This window comes from Pseudidiomarina marina (assembly GCF_044807045.1).
GTDB lineage: Bacteria > Pseudomonadota > Gammaproteobacteria > Enterobacterales > Alteromonadaceae > Pseudidiomarina > Pseudidiomarina marina.
Map to the genome: position 1 here is coordinate 343,164 of NZ_CP085233.1, position 14,661 is coordinate 357,824.

At 46.9% G+C, this 14,661-nt stretch carries 16 protein-coding genes; 5 read left to right on the forward strand and 11 right to left on the reverse strand.

The window, feature by feature from the left end; genetic code table 11:
* Window positions 1-51: 51 nt before the first annotated feature.
* Together LG272_RS01630 and LG272_RS01635 are read right to left on the reverse strand one after the other, a co-directional pair.
* On the reverse strand, window positions 52-2,190 hold the full coding sequence (locus LG272_RS01630; protein ID WP_404409215.1) for a prolyl oligopeptidase family protein: 2,139 nt from the start codon (window positions 2,188-2,190) through the stop codon (window positions 52-54).
* Between the two features lie 30 nt (window positions 2,191-2,220).
* On the reverse strand, window positions 2,221-2,781 hold the full coding sequence (locus LG272_RS01635; RefSeq protein ID WP_404409217.1) for a glutathione S-transferase family protein: 561 nt from the start codon (window positions 2,779-2,781) through the stop codon (window positions 2,221-2,223).
* A gap of 54 nt (window positions 2,782-2,835) precedes the next feature.
* Between LG272_RS01635 and LG272_RS01640 the strand changes: the two genes are divergently transcribed.
* Window positions 2,836-3,447 carry a DUF502 domain-containing protein gene (locus LG272_RS01640; RefSeq protein ID WP_126759753.1) on the forward strand — a complete coding sequence of 204 codons (612 nt, stop codon included), beginning with the start codon at window positions 2,836-2,838 and terminating at the stop codon, window positions 3,445-3,447.
* A gap of 10 nt (window positions 3,448-3,457) precedes the next feature.
* A complete protein-coding gene (locus tag LG272_RS01645; protein ID WP_126759754.1) occupies window positions 3,458-4,111 on the forward strand; it encodes an alpha/beta hydrolase in 654 nt (217 codons plus the stop codon).
* Here LG272_RS01645 and LG272_RS01650 read toward each other — a convergent pair.
* From LG272_RS01650 to LG272_RS01665, 4 genes are read right to left on the reverse strand one after another with little or no spacing between them, the layout of a single operon-like run.
* The gene (locus tag LG272_RS01650; RefSeq protein WP_126759755.1) at window positions 4,108-5,196 is read right to left on the reverse strand and encodes an ATP-grasp domain-containing protein; all 1,089 of its coding nucleotides are present in this window, start codon (window positions 5,194-5,196) and stop codon (window positions 4,108-4,110) included. The genes LG272_RS01645 and LG272_RS01650 overlap by 4 nt on opposite strands.
* Window positions 5,193-5,687 (reverse strand): 5-(carboxyamino)imidazole ribonucleotide mutase, encoded by a 495-nt coding sequence (purE, locus tag LG272_RS01655; RefSeq protein ID WP_126759756.1) that lies wholly within the window; start codon window positions 5,685-5,687, stop codon window positions 5,193-5,195. Before purE ends, LG272_RS01650 begins: the two co-directional genes overlap by 4 nt.
* A 58-nt stretch (window positions 5,688-5,745) precedes the next feature.
* On the reverse strand, window positions 5,746-6,756 hold the full coding sequence (locus tag LG272_RS01660; RefSeq protein WP_404409221.1) for a diguanylate cyclase: 1,011 nt from the start codon (window positions 6,754-6,756) through the stop codon (window positions 5,746-5,748).
* Window positions 6,757-6,772: 16 nt separating this feature from the next.
* Window positions 6,773-7,786, reverse strand: a complete 1,014-nt coding sequence (locus tag LG272_RS01665; protein ID WP_404409223.1) for a GGDEF domain-containing protein — start codon at window positions 7,784-7,786, stop codon at window positions 6,773-6,775.
* Window positions 7,787-7,910: 124 nt separating this feature from the next.
* On the opposite strand from LG272_RS01665, the gene LG272_RS01670 reads away from it, so the two are divergent.
* Together LG272_RS01670 and LG272_RS01675 are read left to right on the forward strand one after the other, a co-directional pair.
* The gene (locus tag LG272_RS01670; RefSeq protein WP_404409225.1) at window positions 7,911-8,459 is read left to right on the forward strand and encodes a hydrolase; all 549 of its coding nucleotides are present in this window, start codon (window positions 7,911-7,913) and stop codon (window positions 8,457-8,459) included.
* A 202-nt stretch (window positions 8,460-8,661) separates the two neighbouring features.
* Entirely contained in the window at window positions 8,662-8,868 is a 207-nt protein-coding gene (locus LG272_RS01675; RefSeq protein WP_055439451.1) for a cold-shock protein, read from the forward strand.
* Window positions 8,869-8,904: 36 nt separating this feature from the next.
* Here LG272_RS01675 and LG272_RS01680 read toward each other — a convergent pair whose 3' ends face one another.
* The gene (locus tag LG272_RS01680; protein ID WP_404409227.1) at window positions 8,905-10,101 is read right to left on the reverse strand and encodes a tetratricopeptide repeat protein; all 1,197 of its coding nucleotides are present in this window, start codon (window positions 10,099-10,101) and stop codon (window positions 8,905-8,907) included.
* Window positions 10,102-10,136: 35 nt separating this feature from the next.
* Window positions 10,137-10,976 (reverse strand): serine O-acetyltransferase, encoded by an 840-nt coding sequence (gene cysE / locus LG272_RS01685; RefSeq protein WP_126759761.1) that lies wholly within the window; start codon window positions 10,974-10,976, stop codon window positions 10,137-10,139.
* A gap of 170 nt (window positions 10,977-11,146) precedes the next feature.
* Between cysE and LG272_RS01690 the strand changes: the two genes are divergently transcribed.
* Entirely contained in the window at window positions 11,147-12,421 is a 1,275-nt protein-coding gene (locus tag LG272_RS01690; RefSeq protein WP_404409229.1) for an amidohydrolase family protein, read from the forward strand.
* Window position 12,422: 1 nt separating this feature from the next.
* On the opposite strand, the gene LG272_RS01695 is transcribed toward LG272_RS01690, so the two are convergent.
* From LG272_RS01695 to LG272_RS01705, 3 genes are all read right to left on the reverse strand, one after another.
* Window positions 12,423-12,887 (reverse strand): DUF2489 domain-containing protein, encoded by a 465-nt coding sequence (locus LG272_RS01695; protein ID WP_404409231.1) that lies wholly within the window; start codon window positions 12,885-12,887, stop codon window positions 12,423-12,425.
* Window positions 12,874-13,386 (reverse strand): Der GTPase-activating protein YihI, encoded by a 513-nt coding sequence (yihI, locus tag LG272_RS01700; RefSeq protein ID WP_404409233.1) that lies wholly within the window; start codon window positions 13,384-13,386, stop codon window positions 12,874-12,876. The genes LG272_RS01695 and yihI overlap by 14 nt, the downstream gene beginning before the upstream one ends.
* A 535-nt stretch (window positions 13,387-13,921) precedes the next feature.
* Entirely contained in the window at window positions 13,922-14,548 is a 627-nt protein-coding gene (locus LG272_RS01705) for a c-type cytochrome (protein ID WP_404409235.1), read from the reverse strand.
* Window positions 14,549-14,661 lie beyond the last annotated feature (113 nt).

The following is a 14,661-nucleotide window of genomic DNA, read 5'->3' on the forward strand; positions in this document are numbered from 1 at the left end:
TAAAAAACCCCGAGCGCCGCTAGACGTTCGGGGTTTTGCCTCTCTTAGCAATTAATTCAGTTCTTTAATGCCCATATTCCACAAGGTGAAACCATAGATATCAGCATACTGCTCAATGGTTTTCGATACTGGGGTACCGGCACCGTGACCTGCATTGGTCTCAATGCGAATCAGCTGTGGATTCGGTCCCGAGTCTTTCGCTTGAAGCTCAGCTGCGAACTTAAATGAATGTGCTGGAACCACACGGTCATCATGATCACCCGTGGTAATCATCGTTGCGGGATAATGCACACCCGACTCAACGTTATGCACTGGTGAGTAACCTTTTAAGTACTCGAACATTTCTTTGCTGTCTTCAGCGGTGCCGTAGTCGTATGCCCAACCAGCGCCAGCTGTGAAGGTGTGGTAACGCAACATATCGAGTACACCCACTGCAGGCAATGCCACTTGCATTAAGTCAGGACGTTGAGTCATCACCGCACCAACCAACAAACCACCATTTGAGCCACCGCGTACGGCAAGTTTACCATTTGACGTGTAACCTTCTTCAATGAGGTATTCAGCCGCGGCAATAAAGTCATCGAACACGTTCTGCTTTTGCATTTTGGTGCCAGCATTGTGCCAATCTTTACCGTACTCACCACCACCGCGAAGGTTAGCAACTGCATAAACCCCGCCTAACTCAAGCCACATTGCGTTGGTCATGCTAAAGCTTGGGGTAAGGCTAACATTAAAGCCACCGTAACCGTACAAAATGGTCGGGTTGGTTCCGTCCAGTTCCATACCTTTTTTATAGGTAATGATCATCGGTACTTCGGTGCCATCTTTTGACGTGTAGAACACCTGCTTCGATTCATAAGCGTTGCTGTCAAATTGTGCTTTTGATTCAGCATATACTTCAGATTCACCAGCGTCTGGCTCATACGCATAAATGGTACCTGGGGTGTTGTAGTTGGTAAACGTGTAATACACCACGTCGTCTTCACGCTTCGCACTGAAGCCGCCAACACTACCAACGCCTGGCAATTCAATTTCACGAATACGCTCGCCGTCGTAGTTGTATTGTTCTACCTTTGCAATTGCATCAACCATATACTCGGCAAAAATGTAGCCAGCACCTGTTGAAGGGCTTAACACGTGCTCAGTTTCGGCAATGAAGTCTTCCCAGTTTTCAGGCTGAGGATTCGCTGCATCAACCGTTACAACGCGCTTGTTCGGCGCATTCAAATCCGTTACCAAATAGAGTTTGGTACCCACATTATCCAATACGTAAGTATCAGAATCAGTGTGGTCAAGAACTGTGACCATGTCACTTTCTGGATTCGTTAAGTCTTTAATAAATAACTTGTTACCAGAAGTTGAAACTGCTGCGGTGATCACTAAAAAACGGTCATCGTCGGTAACTTGGCCGCCAACATAACGATGTTTCTCAGCTTCAGTACCGCCGAATACAACCTTGTCATCGGCTTGGTCAGTACCTAGCTTGTGATAATAAAGCTTGTGTTGATCGGTTTTCGCTGACAACTCACTACCTTCTGGCTTGTCATAGCTTGAATAATAGAAACCTTCGTTGCCATACCAAGAGATACCGCTAAATTTCACATCAACCAATGTCGGCTCAAGTTGCTCTTTGGTTTCAACGTCAATCACAATAATTTTGCGCCAGTCGCTTCCGCCTTCCGAAATAGCGTAAGCAGCAAGTGAACCATCATTTGAAAAGCTCAAGGTTGCCAATGAGGTGGTGCCATCTTCACTAAAGGTATTTGGATCTAAAAATACTTCAGTGTTGCCTTCTTCATCAGTGCGGTACACCACGTACTGGTTTTGCAAACCATCATTTTTATAGAAATAGGTGTATTTACCTTCTTTAAACGGTGCGCCAACTTTTTCGTAGTTCCAAAGCTCAGCTAAACGGTCTTTAATTTGGTCGCGATAAGGAATCTGCTCCAGATAGTCAAAGGTTACTTCGTTTTGCGCTTTTACCCACGCTTCGGTTTCAGCCGAACGGTCATCTTCTAACCAGCGGTATGGGTCAGCGACAACGGTACCGAAGTACTCATCGGTAACATTACCGCGCACTGTCATTGGATAGCTGATATTTGCATCCACCGCAGTCTCCGTGTGTGATTCTTGTTGTGGCGAACAGGCGCTTAGTAATGCAACGCCAGCCACAGCTGCTAGATATTTCATGTGTGGTTTAACTCCCCTCGTTATTATTTTTTAACTCAGCGCTGGATGCGTATTTGCAAACCAAGGCTGATGATTCATGCCTAGTAAAAACTGTTGTAATCTTGGGTAATCGGCAACGTTTATACGCTCTCGAAATTGTGCCCAACTTAAAAAACATGCGAGACGTAATTGCCCATCACTGTATGTTTCTCGCTGTGGCCAGTCACGCTGATCGAGCTCCGTTAAGATGGAGTGAACTCGATCTTTTTGGCGCTGCAAATATGGGCTGTTCTCGGTAGTTATATTATCACGCTCGAGTAAAAATAAATTCACCGTGGCATCAAGCGCCGTATTTGCGAGACAAAATAAGTCGAAGTCGGCAACATCGTCGCAAAATGGCTGTTGATGACGCTCGCGTAGGTAACGCAAAATAGATGCTGAGTCGGTCAGTTGCACCGCGCCATCATGTAAAAACGGCACACGTTGGGTGGGTGATTGTTGCGCGCTTTGCGTGTAATCGGTTGGAATAAATTCAAATTTGTCATTGTTCTGGGTCAACACAATACGGCAGTGACGCACATATGGTGAGGTATAACTGCCAAATAACTTCATAATGCCCCCTAAAAGACGTTAAGCTATGCCTTCATTCTGCTTGAGATTACCAAAATGAAACGTGGAATACAGTATTTACTCAAAGGTCTCACCATTCTACTCCCATTGGTGGTGACAATCGCACTGGTTCATTGGTTTTTAGTGACCATTGAGTCATGGTTGCGTCCTATTTGGGAAACAATTCTTGGCACCAAATATTACTTCCCTGGTTTAGCGTTTTTAAGCTTCATTGTACTTGCCATTATCATTGGCTTTAGTGCTCGCTGGAACTTCATTAACAAGCTATGGGAGCTGCCGGGCAACATCATGCATCGTATGCCAGTTCTACGCAGTTTGTACGGCACCATTACTGATGTGTTTGATTTAATGTCAGGCAAAAGTTTTTCAGATGAATCTGTTGTACTTGTCACCCTGCCCGGTGCCGACGTGAAATTAATTGGCATCGTCACGAAAAAACCAGGACAAAAAGACGATCGACTTTCAGCGATGCTCGATGAAGACCACATCGCCGTATTCCTGCCAATGAGTTACAACGTCGGTGGTTATATGCTTATTGTGCCGCGCGAAAGCGTCGAAAAACTCGATATGTCACCCGCAGATGCCATGCAACTCACTATTAGCGGTGGGCTTGGTAAAAATCGACAATTTCCAGTAAACGAAGACTAGTGGAGTATATATGTCTTACCTTCCATGTGTAGAAATTGAACCTCAGAAGCCGGCCACGCATGCAATTATCTGGTTACATGGTCTCGGTGCCGATGGTAACGATTTTGCACCCTTAGTACCGCATTTAACACCGCCGGTTGCGGTTCGATTTGTATTCCCGCATGCACCTCAAATACCAGTGACTATTAATGGCGGTATGCGTATGCCTGCTTGGTATGACATTCTGAGCATGTCACTTGGGCGTGAAGTTGATGAGCAGCAGCTTCGTGATTCTGCAGCAGCAGTGCAGCAATTGATTGAGCGTGAAATTGAACGTGGTATTCCGGCCGAAAATATTTTATTGGCAGGTTTTTCTCAAGGCGGCGCGGTTGCCTATGAAGCAGCGCTAACTTATCCCAAACGCTTACGTGGTTTGCTAGCGCTCTCAACCTATTTAGCGACGCATCAAAGTATTACACCGCATGCAGCGAACAATGATATCCCTATTTTGGTGCAGCATGGCTCGCAAGATCCTGTTGTACCTGAAGCACTCGGACAGCATGCCTATCAATGGTTAAAACAGCAGGGCTACAACGCCGAATATCAAAGCTTTGCAATGCAACATCAGGTATGTGGCGAGCAGGTGCAAGCCATAAATACATGGTTGCAGAAGGTTCTCGCTTAGTCAGCGAGAACTTGAAGTTTTTCTGCCCATTGCGCTACCCACGTCATGGCCGTATCGCGATTCGCTGTGCGAATATTCACATGGCCAACCTTGCGGCCTGGGCGAGGTTCTTTGTTGTACCAATGGCAATCGGTATCAGCGTGATGCCATAAGCCGGCAGGAATTTGGTCAGCGCCAATCACGTTAATCATGAGGGTTGGTTCTAACCGCAATAAAGGTAGTGGCATCCCGGTTAGTGCGCGAATATGTAAGTCAAATTGGCTGCTATTCGCGCCGGTCATTGTCCAATGCCCTGAGTTGTGTACTCGCGGTGCTATTTCGTTCACTAACAGTTGTGCATCATCGCCTTCGCCTACCACAAAAAACTCAATGGCTAAAACACCAACGTAATGCAGCGCATCCGTGAGCTTACGGAAACAGTCTTCAGCAACACTCTGTAGGCGCTCGTCGACAACATCAATGGCGCCGAGGCTATAACTTAATATACCGCGATCATGCACATTGGTAATTAGCGGATAGCAACAAATGCTGCCATCTTTACTGCGCGCTCCAACTAGCGATACTTCGCGGTGAAACGGAATCATATGCTCGGCAATACCGGGCGCTTGACCAGCCTGTTGCGCTAACTCGCTCGGGTTATCCACCATTCGGAAACGCCATTGGCCTTTACCATCATAGCCACCACGAGCGGCTTTTAGCACCATCGGCTGTTCTGCTTTACTGAGAATTTTCTCAAGCTCATCCGCATTGTTATAAGTTTGCCACGGCGAGGTCGGTACACGGCAATCATCAAAGAGTTTCTTTTCAGCACGGCGGTCGGTAAGGCTTTTAATTCGCGCCGGGTCCATCAAAAACTTGTCGTGCGCAGCGGCAAGGATATCCGCCGGAATATCTTCGTGCTCCCAACTCACCAAATCAGCCCAAGCAATGGCGTCTGTTAGCGATAACTGCAAATCAATCTGAGCTGAAAGCGGTTTAACGGTGTTGCTGCGGGTACTAAATAGTAGACACTCGTGTCCATGACTAATAGCGCTTGCACCCAACATCTGCCCTAATTGGCCATCACCGATAAACAGAATTTTCATGATTCAGGCAGCTCCAATTTCGGACCGTTCATCACCTTCTCGCGTTGTTGCTCGCGAAATGCATGCACACGTTGACGAACATCGACATTAAATGAGCCGATAATTTGTGCCGCTAATAAGCCAGCATTCGCAGCGCCAGCGGGGCCAACTGCTAATGTGCCTACCGCGACGCCTTTTGGCATTTGTACAATCGACAGCAAGCTATCTAAGCCCTTCAGTTGTTTGCTCGGCACCGGTACGCCCAATACTGGAATAGCAGTGAATGCCGCGAGCATGCCAGGCAAATGTGCTGCGCCGCCGGCGCCAGCGATCACCACAGGAACGCCATCTTGTTCGGCTTGTTCCATGGTGGTTTTCAATAAATCAGGGGTGCGGTGCGCAGACACAACTTCAGCGCGCCATTCAACGCCGAGGTCTTTCAGCATTTGTGCTGCATGTTGCATGACGGGCCAGTCAGACTGCGAGCCCATTAAGATCAAGACAGGTGCCATGTGGTGCTCCGTTTTTCAAAGGAGCGAATTGTAGCTAGGACAAGCGATAGGTGCAAATTTATTGCGCAATTCTCAAACGATTGCGGCCCTGACTTTTGGCTTTATCCTTAGCGGCGTCGGCGCACTCAAGCCACTGGCCCCAATCTTGCCCCTTGCGCCATTCGGCAACACCAGCGCTAGCCGTGACTGTGGTCATCATACTTTTTATCGCAAATGGTTCGTGGCGCAGGCTATCAAGCATCTCGCCGGTTAGCTCAGCGGCTTGCTTTAGAGAAGTATTTGGGAAAATGACAAGAAATTCGGCACCGCCGTAGCGCACCATGACATCGTTTTTACGACAAATTCGAGCTAACCGAGCGGCTGTTTCCTTCAACACAGCGTCGCCAAACATATAGCCAAACTTGTCATTGATATTCTTGAACGAATCCAGATCAAGCAGCATTGCACTTACGGGATGCTGATGACGTTTTGCGCGCTCGAGCTCAGTTTGCATCATCTCGGATACATAGTCACGACGATAAAAACCAGTTAACGGATCGGTTGCATACAGCTTGGAAAGATTGCGCTGCATATAACTCATCATAACCAAGAATACGGCGCCGACGCCTATTAACACCAACATCGAAAGCGCTATTCGCCAGGCGTACTCAAACGGCAAAAACTGATACATTACTGCTGCAAATAGTGCATAAATTAGCATGATGACAAGCACGAATATGGTGCGGTCAAACATAAAAAAGACCATAGCTAATACTGGGTACATCCAGTACACACCCATCATGCCGGATGATTTCATCGAGACACTAACTAACGTGCCCAACGCGCAGATAAATAGGAAGTTTATCCATTGCGGTGCGAGTTCATTTCGGTAAATAACGCCGGTGAGAATAAACGCTAAGGCAACGCTCACTAATGCCCCAGATTCTAGCCAGCGTGAATCCGTGGCAAGTACCCCAGCTAACACCAGAATTACCAAGCCGACACCAAAATAGATAGTGCGCATGGCAACTAATCGAAATTGCTGCCACAAATTCAGTGATAATGCGGGAGTTGCTACCGTCGAGTTCATGAATATCCGTTCTCAATTAAGCTGTTGGAGTGTAACTTTCTGCCTTGCACACTTGATTGCGACCTTTGCGTTTTGCTTCAAGTAAAGCAGTATCTGCGGTATTTATCCATTCCGCCCATGTTTGTTCGGCTCGCAACTGGGCAACCCCAATGCTAATGGTCAAGTGAGCCTGTGCATCTTTACCGTCGAACGGCGTATTCGCAATGGCAAGTCGCAATTTTTCCGCAACTTTTACAGCCTCTTCGAGTTCAGTTTCTGGCATGACCACCAGAAACTCTTCACCACCAACGCGAAATAATTGATCATTAATGCGTAAGGTTGCTTTTAATCGTGCGGCAAGTTGCTTGAGCATCTGATCGCCGAATAGGTGCCCATGCTTGTCATTAAGCAGTTTAAAATGGTCGAGGTCGAGCATAATTAAACTGGCGGGACGATGGTATCGGCGAAAATTATGAATCAACTGGCTGAGTACATTATTTAATCGATGACGATTTTGTAGACCGGTCAAAGTATCGGTGACAACCAACTGATGTAGTAGTTTTTGCATGCGCCCCAGCATCACCACAAAAACACTGCCGAGTACCAAAATAACCAGCAGCGATGCGGTGATACGCCAACCATCGCTAGCCGGCATATAAAGTAACGCTGCCGCGCTCATCACTATGGTTACAACCGAGGCAAGCGCAATAGCAAAGCCATCGCGAAACATAAAGAAGCTAGCAACGAGTAACGGATATGCCCAGTAAACACCGATGGCACCATTGGTGCGAATTGAAGCAAAACAAATGGAGGTTAGCAGCATCATGAATATGACTCGCCACACGTCAGGAATACGTTTACTGCGATACCAATATGCAATGACAGCTAACACGATTGCCGCGACCAATAGAACTGCTGCCTGAATGTAATGAACCAACCACACTTGAACACCAGCTAATAACAGCTGAGTAATTGCCCCCGCCCACACAATGTTGCGCGTGACTTTATTTCGAAAGCTTTGCAGCAGCGTATCTGCCGATTGATTGGGCATGGCCAGCGTCCTTCTGACTTACCAAATTGAATTGCATGTCTATGCTCAAAGTATCGCCAAGCATTAGGAATAGCAATAACTTTGCGGCATAATTCATTTAAATCAAATCAAAGGAGTTGTCATCATGCTGATGAAAGCAGACCAAAGCATACTTGTCATTGTCGATGCGCAAGAAAAACTCGCGCCCGTCATCCATCAGCGCGATCAACTCATCGCTCGCATGCGTTGGCTTGGTGAAATCGCCAATGAATTAGATATACCTGTTGTTGTTACCGAACAGTATCCCAAAGGCTTAGGCATTAGTGTCGATGATCTATCCGGCGTTATTGAGAATGCTCAAGTAATCGAGAAGATGCACTTTAGCGCCATGCAAGAACCCAACTTCGTCAACGCTATCGGCGAAATCAACCGCTCTCAAGTGATACTAATGGGAATGGAAACACACGTATGTATATTGCAAACGGCGCTTGATTTAATTGCCGACGATTATCAAGTATTTGTCGTTGAAGATGCGGTGGGTTCACGTCGCGATAGTGACAAACAAACCGCTTTAAAGCGCTTGCGGCAAGAGGGTGTCGTGATAATTTCTTCGGAAATGGCGGCCTATGAATGGCTATATCGCTCAGGAACTGACCAGTTTCGTCACATCACGAAAAACTGGATTCGCGGCTAAAGCCCTTATAAGCGTTAATAAATCTTTAATTGACAGGGGTTAGGATCAGCGTATACTGACGGTCGCTAGAAAAATTCGGCTGTCTAATTGTGGCCTGTTACGAAGTCAATTGCTGTACCTCGTTTTGTAAGTCCTCAAGTAATACACGTAATTTTTATTAGCAATACCCTAGATTTTCACATGCACTACGAGGAATCACAGCATGTCTACAGTAACTGGTAAAGTAAAATTCTTTAACGAAGCTAAAGGTTTCGGTTTCATCGAGCAAGAGCAAGGCGCGGACGTATTCGTACACTTCTCTGCTATTCAATCAGACGGTTTCAAAACCTTAGCTGAAGGCCAAACTGTTCAGTTCACTATTGAACAAGGTCCTAAAGGCCCACAGGCTTCTAACGTAGTTCCTATGTAATTACGTTTCTTCTAGCGAAGAATTCCAAAAAGCCGCTCACTTGAGCGGCTTTTTTTGTGCCTGTTCTTGATAGCTGTACCAGCCAGTTTTGAAACGCGCTTTAGTAGCTGACATTTTCGCTTCGCGCATTCCCTTCTCAAGAATGCGTCGCGCCTTGTGAGTTTCACCTTGTGCGACAAATACCTGGGCCTGTCCCCAATAGGCTTCGTGCACGTATGGTGCCTGTTCAGCTGCTTTGCGGTACATGGTCATGGCTATATCAAGCTGGTTTTGTGCAAACGCCGCATCACCTAAGGCTATCCAAGCGTATGGATTCGCTTCGGGAATTGACTGAATACGGTGCTCAAGTTTCGCCACTAATTCGTGACGCTGCTGACGTTTAGCAAGGGCTTGGTAATTGTGCAGTACGTTGAGGTTGTCGGCATCTAAGCGCAAAGCGTAATTAAATAATTGCTCTGCGGTGCTAGCGTCGTCTTTGCGCCCGTGCAAGAGCCCCAAAATATTCAGTACTTCACTATCTTTCGGCGTGTATGTCAGAGCTTCGGAGGCATACGCATAAGCCTCATCCACCAAGCCATCAACCATCAATTCAGCCGCCCGATTACGGTAATACAGTGCCAGAAACTCCGTTTCGCTGATCATCTCGGCATTCTGCGAAGCCAATGAAGGAAAGTAATCCACAACAACCCAAGCGCGCTTAAGAAGCGTTTTATTCTCGCCTTCTTTTGCTGCTTCAAGCGGTTTATACAATCGTGCGCGAACATGATCAGATACCAGAACAATATTGTTATTGCGGTCAAATACCGGTGCATTGGTCACGCGCTGGAACTTAATTTCTACATCAACAAGATCAGCTAAACCTTTCGTAAGAATGGCTAATGCCATGCAATTACCAGCGCTCAGTGCAAAAGCTTCACTGGCAGTATACGTTTGTTCCTTATAATTGAAGCCGAAAGTTAAATCTTGAAGGTATACGCTAATGCGTTCGTGCTCAGGTAAATCACTGAGACGATCATTGAAATCAAGTAAGAAATCTTGCTGTTGCGAAGCGGTTAGTGCAAACAATTGTTGTGCTGACACAACGGACTGTTGGGGCCTGAAGAGAGCGCTGTTTAGGCTCGGCATTTGAGCCTTCGCATGCGCCTGTGCCACACTATTCATTGACGATTGCCCGGCACAGCCGCTTATTGCAGCAAGTGATAATGCCATCATGAGAATATTTGCTAGCTTCATAATTACCTCCGCTAGCAACTGGTTATCGTCAAGAGTTAGTTGGTTTCAGTGGGCGACTTTTTTGGTTGCTCTTTCTGTTGCTCTTTCTGACGACGTTCAGCTGCTTCCTGTTCCGCCTTAAGGAAGTCCATATCGTCTAAATCGACATCCGGTATTTCTTCACACACATTACCGCCAAGTTGATTCACTGCGCAACACAAATCGCTCACTTTTTGGTCTAATAAATGAACGTGATCGAGCATGCGGCCAATGGCCGTTGCAACAGGATCGGGATTATCTGCAGAAATTGCATACGCATCGAAGCCATATTGTTTCGCAATTTCTTGACGACGTTTGGTGACCTCAGACGTCTCCGCTGTTGCTGCACTTCGCGCCACGCGCGCCGGAATTCCAACTACGGTTGCCTCGGCTGGTACATCTTTCACTACGACCGCATTCGAACCAATACGTGCATTCTCACCAATCTCAATTGGACCAAGAACCTTAGCTCCTGCACCAATAACCACGCCGTTTTTGAGTGTTGGATGACGTTTACCTTGATTCCAACTTGTTCCGCCGAGCGTGACGCCGTGGTAGATGGTCACGTCATCGCCAATTTCGGCCGTTTCACCAATCACGACACCCATTCCGTGGTCAATGAAGAAACGCCGGCCAATTTTCGCGCCTGGATGAATTTCGACTCCCGTTAACCATCGCGAGATGGTGGAAACGAAACGCGCCAGCCAATACCAACGCCAGGTCCATAGCTTATGGCTAAAACGATGCCACCAAATAGCATGAAGCCCTGGATATGTGGTGAGTACTTCAAAAGCATTACGCGCAGCCGGATCGCGGGCAAAAACACTTTGAATATCTTCTCGAACGCGTTTGAACATGAAATGTAAAGCCTAATCAGTGTCATTAAGAACGTTATTATACCAAGATTTAAGGTTGGTTGCGTCAGTTCACTCAGTTTAAGCGGTTAAATGCTGACCGCTTCATTGACCCCTCTAGCAATAACTCGCTACTGTGGTGACTATAGCAAAAATAAAGCGAGGTAAATCACATGCGGAAATTATTAGCAGTATCTATAGCACTCGGCTTGGCTTCAACCGCCCATGCCGACACGCTTATTTACGCCGGTACACTCATTGACGGTACTCAAGCCAATCCGAAGTCAGAAATGACCGTGATTATTGATGAAGGCACGATTAAGGCCATCGAGAAGGGCTTCAAACAGCCGCAAGACGGAGATGTGGTCATCGATCGCCGTGACGGCACGGTGATGCCTGGCTTTATTGATATGCACACACACCTGACTTCACAGTTGGGTCCCGGTAGCTATATGAATAAATTTACCAAAGGGGCGCCAGACGTCACCTTAGATGCGGTAAATTATGCCCGCAAAACACTTATGGCTGGCTTTACTACGGTTCGCGATTTGGGGGACTCGTATAATGCCAGTATTGCACTACGTAACGCTGTAAACGCCGGTAAAGTGGTTGGCCCTCGCATATATACTGCAGGTAAGTCACTTGCAACGACAGGCGGACATGCTGATCCAACCAACGGCGCGCATAGTGGCTTGTATGAAACACCGACGCCGGCAGACGGCGTGTTAAATGGCCCTTATGAAGCACGACAAGCAGTTCGCGCTCGTTATCAAGACGGCTCAGATTTGATCAAGCTGACAGTTACAGGTGGTGTACTGAGCGTTGCGAAGAGCGGTCACAACCCACAATTTATGATGGATGAACTCGAAGCTGTGGTGCAAACCGCAAAAGACTACGAAATGAAGGTCACCGTTCACGCACATGGTAAAGAAGGCATGTTGCGCGCTATTGAGGCCGGTGTTAATTCCATTGAGCACGGCACTTATATGGATGACGAAGTCATGCGCGCCATGAAAAAGAAAGGTGTGTACTACGTTCCAACCATTACGGCGGGTCGGTCTGTCGCTGACCGCGCTAAAATTGACGGGTTCTTCCCTGAACTAGTGCGGCCAAAAGCCGCTGCCATCGGCCCAAAAATTCAGAGCACTTTTGCTGAAGCCTACAAAGCTGGCGTGAAAATTGCGTTCGGTACTGATGCAGGCGTATTCGACCACGGCGAAAACTATCGCGAGTTTATCTACATGGTTGAAGCCGGTATGCCGCCTTTAGCGGCAATTCGAAGTGCGACAGCAGAAGCATCAAAACTCTTGGGCGTATCTGATATCGGTACCATCGAAGTTGGCAAGCGCGCTGATGTGGTAGCGGTACAGGGAAATCCGTTAAACGACATTTCCCTGCTCAGCAACATTAATTTGGTTGTGAAAGACGGTACGGTCTACAGACAATAAGTTAAGCGAAATCTTTCAAGAGCTGGCGGACGTCTTGCAATATCACGTCTTCCAGCTCTTTTTCATAGCCTTCGCGCTCATTATCCATTTTGCGAATTTCTGCTTTCGGGTATTGCTTGCGTGCCTCATGAGTTGGCATGTGTTTGATGCGCTCATACATATCATGCAACGACGGATATTTTCTCGCATACCCTGCTTGGTTTGATTCAACCCGCAAATCCAACAATACCACCAAACGAAGCGCGCCTTCTGACAGTGGGCATTGCCCCTGCTCCATCGCCTTCGCTATCGTTACGATACTTTCGTGGAGATTCTCATTTCGCTTTGCTAATGCTTGATCACGTCGTTGATTCTGCGCTTTTAATTGCGCTAACAGGCGACCAGCATAAAACGCGAGCCCGGCAATAATTACAACACCGAGCAGAACAGCAATCCAAGCCCATGCCGGAAAGTTAGCTTCTGTCATCGTCATCCTCAAATTCGTCGTCGAAGTCTAAATCATCATCGTCTTCAAGCTCAATGCCGAGCATTTCAGCAAGCTGAGAGAATCTCTCAGTACGTTCTTCCATGTACTTTGTATCACTGGCGTTTAATGTTTCGCCATCTTCAGCGCGCTCTAACAACGCTTGTAAACGTTCGTCGTTTTCAATCGACGTCAATTCCGCCATTGCTGCGTTACGGTCAAAGCTAGGCTGTTTCGGCACTGGCACCGCCTGCTTCGGATCAACTAAGCTAATTGGCTTCTTGCTACCATGGCGCGGGTCGTGCGCTTGAGTATTGCCACTCGCATCTTGGCGCTTGGCTTTATTCGAAGTTGGATTAAATCGACTGCCCGGCTTGTGGCCCTTGGTTTTATGCGTCGGTTTTGTTGGTGCTGACTTTGCTTTCGGCTGCTGCCAATCCTTTTCGACTTTCTTGGATGGGGCTAGAGGACCAGTTTTGCGGGTTTTCTTGACGCGTGTCATGTGTGCTTCCAGAACAGTTGAGTGTAATACGTTGGCTTAAGCATAGCGTGCTTGCAAACGTAACACATAGTTTAACTGATCTAGCAGACAATAAAAAAGGCGATGTTGCCATCGCCTGATTTATTCTCATTCTTTCACACAGCGCACGTGCGATTTCGAGAACGGTTGTCATTATCTTCCATGTTTTTAATTATAACGTCCGTGAGGTCTTTATTATTATTGTTATTAATTAAGCGCATTAACCGAGCTCTGTTGTTTTTATTTTGCTTGGTTAAAAGTCGGCCTCCTGGCCGTGTTGTTATTCCCTGGATTTTAAATCTTATTACTGGGAAAGCCTTATAATATGAGGCTTCCCGTAAATCCAATGGCATTCAGAGTACTGATTCGTGCCGAATTATCAATGATTATTATGTTCTAAAAATGAATTTCTTTATAACTTTATTGTCAAACCCTCGATTTTATAGGGCTTTTCTTACGTTTTTTTTGCAACAAAAAAACAAAAAAGGCAGCTTTCGCTGCCTTTTTATCGCCTATTTTAATATAGACCTTGAATATACTGAGATAAGATCTCGATGTCTTTATCGGTCAGTTTGCTAGCCACGTCACGCATCATGTTGTTTAAATCGTTTGCGCGTTCGCCACTGCGAAATAATTCAAGCTGCTGCTTGGTATATGCGGCATGTTGACCTGAAATATCAGGGAAGTTCGCCAGTGCCATGCCATCGCCACGAGGACCGTGACACGCTGCACAAGCTGCAATTCCGCGAGACTCATCACCGGCAACAAACAATTTCTTACCTGCAGCGATGACATCTTCTGGGGCAGAACCGCCTTCCATTTCTTGAGCAGCATAAAACGCTGCTAAATCAGCCATGTCTTGTTCGCTTAGCATCGCAACTTGACCTTGCATTATTGCGCTGGCACGACCTTGCTCGCCACCCGTTTCGGCAGCTAGCTTATAATCTGTTAATTGCTTGAACAGGTAGCTCTCGTGCTGACCAGCAATTTTCGGATACATATCAGATGGGGCATTGCCATCCGGCCCGTGACACGCAGCACATACAGCGGATTTCTGTTGTCCTGCTTCCGCATCGCCAGTTGCTGCCATGGCAAAACCAGTCAAGCCAAGGTACAGGCCTACGAACATTGCGATTTTTTTCATGATCGATATCTCTGCTCTGGGTAGTTGTAACAGACGCTATTTTACACAAAAGTTGTAAGGATTAAACGTCTAATCATGCTACTATGTGGTTTCAAATGAGGTCGCACAATACG

Bases quoted from the DNA above. Each gene is read 5' to 3' on its own strand.
- cysE (WP_126759761.1), bottom strand. From the start codon at position 10,976: ATGTTCAAACGCGTTCGAGAAGATATTCAAAGTGTTTTTGCCCGCGAT.
- purE (WP_126759756.1), bottom strand. From the start codon at position 5,687: ATGGCACCTGTCTTGATCTTAATGGGCTCGCAGTCTGACTGGCCCGTC.
- LG272_RS01640 (WP_126759753.1), top strand. From the start codon at position 2,836: ATGAAACGTGGAATACAGTATTTACTCAAAGGTCTCACCATTCTACTC.
- LG272_RS01665 (WP_404409223.1), bottom strand. From the start codon at position 7,786: ATGCCCAATCAATCGGCAGATACGCTGCTGCAAAGCTTTCGAAATAAA.
- LG272_RS01660 (WP_404409221.1), bottom strand. From the start codon at position 6,756: ATGAACTCGACGGTAGCAACTCCCGCATTATCACTGAATTTGTGGCAG.
- LG272_RS01675 (WP_055439451.1), top strand. From the start codon at position 8,662: ATGTCTACAGTAACTGGTAAAGTAAAATTCTTTAACGAAGCTAAAGGT.
- LG272_RS01635 (WP_404409217.1), bottom strand. From the start codon at position 2,781: ATGAAGTTATTTGGCAGTTATACCTCACCATATGTGCGTCACTGCCGT.
- LG272_RS01680 (WP_404409227.1), bottom strand. From the start codon at position 10,101: ATGAAGCTAGCAAATATTCTCATGATGGCATTATCACTTGCTGCAATA.
- LG272_RS01670 (WP_404409225.1), top strand. From the start codon at position 7,911: ATGCTGATGAAAGCAGACCAAAGCATACTTGTCATTGTCGATGCGCAA.
- LG272_RS01630 (WP_404409215.1), bottom strand. From the start codon at position 2,190: ATGAAATATCTAGCAGCTGTGGCTGGCGTTGCATTACTAAGCGCCTGT.
- LG272_RS01690 (WP_404409229.1), top strand. From the start codon at position 11,147: ATGCGGAAATTATTAGCAGTATCTATAGCACTCGGCTTGGCTTCAACC.
- LG272_RS01645 (WP_126759754.1), top strand. From the start codon at position 3,458: ATGTCTTACCTTCCATGTGTAGAAATTGAACCTCAGAAGCCGGCCACG.
- LG272_RS01695 (WP_404409231.1), bottom strand. From the start codon at position 12,887: ATGACAGAAGCTAACTTTCCGGCATGGGCTTGGATTGCTGTTCTGCTC.
- LG272_RS01650 (WP_126759755.1), bottom strand. From the start codon at position 5,196: ATGAAAATTCTGTTTATCGGTGATGGCCAATTAGGGCAGATGTTGGGT.
- yihI (WP_404409233.1), bottom strand. From the start codon at position 13,386: ATGACACGCGTCAAGAAAACCCGCAAAACTGGTCCTCTAGCCCCATCC.
- LG272_RS01705 (WP_404409235.1), bottom strand. From the start codon at position 14,548: ATGAAAAAAATCGCAATGTTCGTAGGCCTGTACCTTGGCTTGACTGGT.